Source organism: Paracoccus denitrificans (genome assembly GCF_900100045.1).
GTDB classification, from domain to species: Bacteria; Pseudomonadota; Alphaproteobacteria; order Rhodobacterales; family Rhodobacteraceae; genus Paracoccus; species Paracoccus denitrificans.
The window spans coordinates 235333-242048 of sequence record NZ_FNEA01000005.1; the positions used below are offsets into that span (position 1 = coordinate 235333).

At 69.5% G+C, this 6716-nt stretch carries 6 protein-coding genes and 1 tRNA gene; 5 read left to right on the forward strand and 2 right to left on the reverse strand.

Annotation, left to right across the window (positions count from 1 at the left end):
* Nucleotides 1-85: 85 nt before the first annotated feature.
* Both BLT64_RS06105 and BLT64_RS06110 read left to right on the forward strand, forming a co-directional pair.
* A complete protein-coding gene (locus BLT64_RS06105) occupies nucleotides 86-1435 on the forward strand; it encodes a condensation domain-containing protein (RefSeq protein ID WP_011748669.1) in 1350 nt (449 codons plus the stop codon).
* A 56-nt stretch (nucleotides 1436-1491) separates the two neighbouring features.
* Complete coding sequence (locus tag BLT64_RS06110; RefSeq protein WP_011748670.1) at nucleotides 1492-1947, forward strand: GNAT family N-acetyltransferase; 456 nt, start codon at nucleotides 1492-1494, stop codon at nucleotides 1945-1947.
* Here BLT64_RS06110 and BLT64_RS06115 read toward each other — a convergent pair.
* Both BLT64_RS06115 and BLT64_RS06120 read right to left on the reverse strand, forming a co-directional pair.
* On the reverse strand, nucleotides 1944-2378 hold the full coding sequence (locus tag BLT64_RS06115; RefSeq protein WP_011748671.1) for a hypothetical protein: 435 nt from the start codon (nucleotides 2376-2378) through the stop codon (nucleotides 1944-1946). The two genes, BLT64_RS06110 and BLT64_RS06115, sit on opposite strands and share 4 nt — an antisense overlap.
* Complete coding sequence (locus BLT64_RS06120; protein WP_011748672.1) at nucleotides 2371-2991, reverse strand: DUF5671 domain-containing protein; 621 nt, start codon at nucleotides 2989-2991, stop codon at nucleotides 2371-2373. The genes BLT64_RS06115 and BLT64_RS06120 overlap by 8 nt, the downstream gene beginning before the upstream one ends.
* A gap of 199 nt (nucleotides 2992-3190) precedes the next feature.
* On the opposite strand from BLT64_RS06120, the gene BLT64_RS06125 reads away from it, so the two are divergent.
* From BLT64_RS06125 to gnd, 3 genes are all read left to right on the forward strand, one after another.
* Nucleotides 3191-3265: transfer RNA gene (locus tag BLT64_RS06125), tRNA-Gly, on the forward strand.
* A 264-nt stretch (nucleotides 3266-3529) separates the two neighbouring features.
* Nucleotides 3530-4792, forward strand: a complete 1263-nt coding sequence (locus tag BLT64_RS06130; RefSeq protein WP_011748673.1) for a class I SAM-dependent methyltransferase — start codon at nucleotides 3530-3532, stop codon at nucleotides 4790-4792.
* Between the two features lie 158 nt (nucleotides 4793-4950).
* Nucleotides 4951-6351 carry an NADP-dependent phosphogluconate dehydrogenase gene (gene gnd / locus BLT64_RS06135; RefSeq protein WP_011748674.1) on the forward strand — a complete coding sequence of 467 codons (1401 nt, stop codon included), beginning with the start codon at nucleotides 4951-4953 and terminating at the stop codon, nucleotides 6349-6351.
* The last annotated feature ends 365 nt before the right edge of the window (nucleotides 6352-6716 follow it).

The window sequence follows — 6716 nt, forward strand, 5'->3', positions numbered from 1 at the left end:
AGCCAGCCGCATCCTTCCCGGGACGCAACCAAGCCAGCCCCCTCTCGTTCAGAATGCCAGACCCTGCGACAGGGATAAGGATTTCATGACGCATCATCAAGCCGAGGGGCTTTGGCTGCCCCTGACGCTGGCCCAGATGGATTTCTGGGAAGAGTTCCGGTTCCACCCCGGCGAGGCGGTCTCGACAGTCGCCCATGCCATCGAGTTGCGCGGGGTCGCGGACCCCGAGGCGCTGGCCGGCGCCATAACGGCGACCATCGCCGAGACCGACATCATGGCGCTACGCTTCGGCCTTGGTGCCGATGGCCGGCCGGTGCAGCGGGTCGATCCCACGCAGCGGCCCCGGCTGCGCCACCTGGACCTGTCGGACCGCGCGGATGCGCGCGAGCACGCCCTTGCGCTGATGCAGGCGGATGTCGATACGGCGCTTGACCTGCTGGACCAGCCCATCGCGGCGCAGTGGCTGATCCGGCTGGCCGAGGGGCATTACCTGTGGTTCAACCGCGGGCATCATATCGCGCTGGACGGCTATGCCATGGGCCTGATCGAACGGCGCTGCGCCCAGCTTTACGCCGCCTTGGCCAAGGGCGCGGACCCCGGCCAGCCGCTGCGCCCGCTGGCCGACTATCTGAACGAGGAAACCGACTATCGCGCCAGCCCGCGCCATGCCGCCGACGGCCGGCACTGGGCCGAAGTGCTGGCGGCCAGGCCCCGCCCGCGCGTGCTGTGCAAGGGGTCCGAGGACTATCCCGCCGAGGCGCTTTGCGCCGCGCATGACCTGTCGGCGCTGCGCCCCGCGCTGATGCGGCAGGCGCAGGCGGTGGGCATGGGCTGGCCGGACCTGTTGACGGTGCTCTGCTCGGCCTGGGCCGCACTGCACCTGCGGGACGGCTCGGCCGAGCGGCTGGCCGACGACCATGGCCGCATCGCGATGCCGGTCTGGCTGCCCTATATGAGCCGGATGGGCAGCGTCGCCGTCTCGGTCCCGGCGCTGGTGGTGAACATCCTGCCGCTGGACGTGACCCTGCACCCGGCCGAACCGCTGGGCGAGGCGCTGGCCCGGCTGGGCGGGCGGCTGCGCAAGCTGCGCCGCCACGGCCGCTACCGCATCGAGCAGATCGCCGAGGATTACGGCATGGAGCCGCGCAGCCGCTTCTTCTTCTCGCCGCTGATCAACGTGCTGCCCTTTGACGAGGCGCGCTTTGCCGGCTGCGAAACCGCGCGGCATGTGCTGTCGAACGGCCCGGGCGACGGGTTCAACATCACCATCCGCGGCGATGGCGAGGCGCAGGGGCTGGAACTGCTGGTCGAGGCCGATCCGACCCTGACCCCGCCCGAGGATTTCGCCCGGCTGTCCGACGGCCTGCCGCGTTTTCTTTCGGCGGCGCTGGTGCCGGAAAACCTGCCGCTCCCGCTGGCGGGCCTGCCGGGCTGACGCGGCCTTGCCGGCCCGCCCGCCCCGGCGCAGACTGCCCGGGCAGGAGGGCCGGGATGGATAGCGACGACATGCGCCTTGCCACAGCCGGCGATCTGGCCGTGGTCGGGGATTTGGTGAACAGCGCCTATGGTCATTACGTCGCCCGCATCGGCCGCAAGCCGGGGCCGATGCTGGACGACCATGCGGCGCGCATCGCGGCCGGCTGGACGCATCTGCTGGAGCGGGGCGGCGCGGTGCTGGGCCTGGTCGTGCTGATCCCGCAACCCGATGCGCTGCTGGTCGAGAACGTGGCGGTCTCTCCCCGGGCGCAGGGGCTGGGACTTGGCCGGCGGCTGATGGAATTCGCCGAAAAGCGCGCCCGTGCGGCGGGCCTGACCCGGCTGCGGCTTTATACTCATGTGGCCATGGTCGAGAATCAGGCCATCTATGCCCGGCTCGGCTATGCCGAAACGCGCCGTGTCCACGAAGCCGGGCTGCACCGCATCTATATGGAAAAGCCGCTGGCCTAGTCGCGATAGGGAATCGTGGCCCCCGCCCCCGGCCGCTGCGGGCCGGCCGGGATGAAGTTGCGCGTGCTGCAACCCGTCGCGTCGCGATCCACCAGCCCGGGCGAACGGCGCTGCGGCAATTCGAACCCGGCGCAAAGCCGATAGCTGCGCGGGCCGGTCACCTCGTAGCGATAGGGCTCGCCGGTAAAGGGATCGGCGAGCCGCACCTGCCGGTCGCATCGCGGGGTGGTATCCAGCATCTCGGGCAGGCGGTCGCCGTTCTCGCGCGCCAGGCAGACCACCAGCCGGCCCAGATTCGCCAGGTCGTTTTCACGCTCGCGGTCGCGACGCTCCTTGCGGGCATGGCCGGGGCCTCCGGTCAGCGCCAGCCCGGCGACGACGGCGGTCGCGGCCAGCAGCGCGATGGCAAGGGTCGCCCAGCCCTTAATCATTCAACTCGTCCCGGTAATAGGCAAAGACCAGCCCCGCGACCCCGGCGACCAGCGCGGCCTTGGCGGCGAAACGCGCGGTCAGATCGCCGTTGAGCAGCGTGTAGATGACATAGATCCCGTCCGCCAGGAACACCAGCGCCACCACCAGCAAGGTCAGCGACGCGAACCACTTGCGCACCAGCGACCGCCGCCGCCCGGCATCGCCCAGGCTCATCCGCGCCACCCTGCGGTTGAGCACCAGGAACAGCGGCACGAAGGCGATCAGCGAGGCGATGGACCAGCGCGTCGAACTGCCCGGCCCGTAATAGCGGCTGTCGGCCGGGTCGGGAATCAGCCGGTCGATCAGCGCCATGCCCAGCTCGCAGACATGCCAGCCGATCATGCCCAGGGACAGGAACAGCAGGCCGTAAAGCAGCGCCTCCTGCGCCGAGGCATAGGGGCGAGGACGCGGCACCGGCGGCAGGCCGGGGGCGGTCTCCCAGCCGCCCAGCGCCTCGTCGATCTCGGGTGCGGACCAACCGGCATGGGCCAGCGCCCGGGCGATGCCGTCGCGGTCGCCGCCCTGCACCATGGCCCGGCGGACGAATTCGGAAAGCTGGTCGGACGGTTTCATCGGCACCCCCTGTCTAGCCGGCAGGTTTCGCCATGCCGGACGCCCGGTCAAGCCTGTCGGGACGCCGGCTGGGGCGGTTTCACCCTGCCCCGGCACCGGCGCGAAAATTTTCCCGGCGGCGCGATTTTTCCCCTTGCACCCCCCGGCGCGCTCCCATAAATGACGCCTCACCGAAGGCGAAGCGCCATCGGGATGGAGTGCGGGCGTAGCTCAGGGGTAGAGCATTACCTTGCCAAGGTAAGGGTCGTGAGTTCGAATCTCATCGCCCGCTCCAAAATCTTCCTTCGGGATCGGCGAAAAGCGGCCTACGGGCCGCTTTCGACGTTTCAGGCCACCCCCTGAAGCCACACCATAGCTGCGTTCGATCGACCCGGAGAGAGCATTTGCCCTGCCTCTGGCCATTTTCCGTGAATCGGCGCTAGTATGGTAACCGGAGTTGCCCCGGCTGCCACATCCGGGACAGCCGTCAGGAACAAGCTGCCGCGCTTTCGCAACCACGCATCCCCCGAATCGCGGCCAGCCCAAGCGTGAGGTGATCATGCCGGCTCTGGAAGCTCTGATCGAACGGAAACTGCAACGACTGGGCGTGCCGCTGGCCGTGCGCCTGCCCTCGGGGCGGCGGCTGGGACCGGCGGATGCACGCGTCACCATCGCCTTCAAGGACATGGCCGCGCTGGCGCCGCTGGCCTCGGCGCGGCTGGGCCGGCTGGGGGACGAGATCGTCCGCGGCCGCGCCCGGATCGAGGGCTCGATGCGCGACCTGATGCGAATCGTCGCGGCGCTGGTGCCCGACGAGGGCCAGCCGATCCAGCCCAAGCCCTGGCAACGGCTGTTCAATCACCTGCATTCGGTGCTGCGCCACAGCCGCGACCGCGACGCGCGGCAGATCCGCGCGCATTACGACGTCTCGGACGATTTCTATGCGCTCTGGCTGGACCCGCGACGGGTCTATTCCTGCGCCTATTTCGCCCAGCCGCAGATGACGCTGGCGCAGGCGCAAGAGGCCAAGCTGGACCTGATCTGCCGCAAGCTGGACCTGCATCCGGGCGAACGCTTCGTCGATATCGGCGCCGGCTGGGGTGCGCTTTTGCTGCATGCCGCGCGCCATTACGGCGTCGATGCCACCGGCATCACCCTGTCGCAGAACCAGTTCGACCATGTCAGCCGCATCATCGCCGAAGAGGGCCTGGGCGAAAGGGTGCGCATCCTGCTGTGCGACTATCGCGACCTGGTGCCCGACAGGCCCTTCGACAAGCTCGCCTCGGTCGGCATGTTCGAACATGTCGGGCGTGCCAGGATGGGCACCTATTGCGACACCCTGCGCCGGCTGCTGCGGCCGGGCGGGCTGGCGCTGAACCACGGCATCGCCGCCTCGGGGGTGGACGATGCGATGGTCGGCGGCGGCCTAGGCGATTTCATCGAGAAATACATCTTTCCGGGCGGCGAGCTGATCCATGTCAGCCAGGCCATCCGCAGCATGTCGCAGGCCGGGCTGGAAATGGTCGATACCGAGAACCTGCGGCCGCATTACGCACGCACGCTCTGGGCCTGGTCCGACGCGCTGGAGGCGCAACTGCCCGAGGCCGAGCAGGAGCTGGCACGCTCGATGCCGCCCGAGCGCGCCGCCGAGGTGTTGCAGGCCTACCGGCTGTATCTGGCCGGCTGCGCGCTGGCCTTCGAGCAGGGCTGGGTGGCGCTTTACCAGATCCTGCTGATCCATCCCGACCCGGCCATGGCGACGCCGGACCTGCCGGGCGCGCAATCCGCCTATCCCTTCCGGCGGGACCATATCTATCGCTGATCCGGCGCGATGCGCCTTCACAATGCGCAGGCCGGCCCTTGGCAAGCGGGGCCGCCTGCGAATAGTTAACGGTAACATCGGCCGAAAGCCGAGAATCTGGGACATCCATCGCCCCGGCAAGGCCCGGGCGATGCCAAGCGGAACGGAGCGGAACCGAGATGACAAAAGCGAAAATCGGCCTTATCGGCCTTGGGACGATGGGTGCGGCGCTGGCGCTGAACATTGCCGAGAAGGGCTTTCCGATCGCGGTGTGGAACCGCACGACCGAGGTCACGCGCCGCTTCCACGCCCAGGCGGGCGCCCTGGCGGACCGCGTGGTCCCGACCGAGAGCCTGGCCGAGCTGGTGGCCGCCATCGCGCCGCCGCGCGCCATCGTCCTGATGGTCCCCGCCGGCCCGGCCGTCGACGACCAGATCGCGGCGCTGGCCCCGCTGCTCGGGCCCGAGGACCTGGTGATCGACGCCGGCAACGCCAATTTCCACGACACCGACCGCCGCGCGGCGGCCGGCCTGCCGATGCGCTTTCTGGGCATGGGCGTCTCGGGCGGCGAAGAGGGCGCGCGCCACGGCCCCGCCATCATGGGCGGCGGGGCGCGGGCCGACTGGGACCGCATCGCCCCGGTCATGGAGGCCATCGCCGCCCGGGCCGAGGACGGCACCCCCTGCGCCGCCTGGATGGGCGAGGCCGGCGCCGGCCATTTCGTCAAGACCGTGCATAACGGCATCGAATATGCCGACATGCAGATGATCGCCGAGGTCTACGGGCTGATGCGCGACGGGCTGGGCATGCCGGCCGCCGCCATCGGCGAGACCTTCGCGGCCTGGAACCGGGGGACGCTGAAATCCTACCTGGTCGAGATCTCGGCCGCCGTCGCCGCGGCCTCCGACCCGCTGACCGGGGCGCCGATGCTGGACGTGATCCTGGACGCCGCCGGGCAGAAGGGCACCGGGCGCTGGACCGCGATCGAGGCGCAGCACCTGGCGGCGCCGATCCCGGTGATCGAGGCGGCGGTGGCGGCGCGCAACGTTTCGGCCCGCCTGGACGAGCGCAGGGCGGGCGAGGCGCGCTTCGGCGCCGGCCCGCAGGCGCTGGAGCTGGCGCTGCCCGAGCTGGAGGCGGCGCTGATCGCCGGCAAGATCCTGTGCTATGCGCAGGGTTTCGCGATGATCGAGGCTTCCGGCCGGGCCTTTGGCTGGCGGCTGGACCTGCCGGGCATCGCGCGGGTGTGGCGTGCGGGCTGCATCATCCGCTCGGCCATGCTGAACGACATGGCGTCGGCGCTGGCCGAGGATCCGTCGCGCAACCTGGTGCTGGCGCCCTTCTTCGCCGAGCGGCTGCAGGCAGCGATCCCCGCGCTGCGCCGGGTGGTGGCGCAGGGCGTGCTGCACGGCCATGCGCTTCCGGCGCTGGGTGCCGGTCTGGGCTGGTTCGACCTGATGCGCACCGGGCGGGGGACAGCGAACATGATCCAGGCGCAGCGCGATTTCTTCGGCGCCCACGGCTTCGACCGCCTCGACGGCCAGGACAACCACCATGGGCCGTGGGCAATGGCAGGCTGAGCGGGGGCGGCGGTGGTTGCCGGGTGCCGGGTGCCGGGTGCCGGGTGCCGGGTGCCGGGAAGGATCGAGCCAAAGCTTCTCCCGCCCCTCAAGGGCCAACGGTTTTCGCGAAAACGGCGGGCAAGGCAACAACCCCCTTGACCCCGCCCGGCGAAAACCCTGGCAAACGCGAGGCTCCGGCGAGTTGACGGAGAGGTTACGCAGCGGATTGCAAAGCCCAGCGTTTCCTCAGAAAAACCAACGCCTTCCCTGAAAATTGTTATCAAGACAAACCGGGAACAACCGGCGAACATGATAACAGCGGATTAGTCTCATTAGACACCTACGAAATAGAAAACCCCGGCTCGGCGGCAACCGAGACCGGG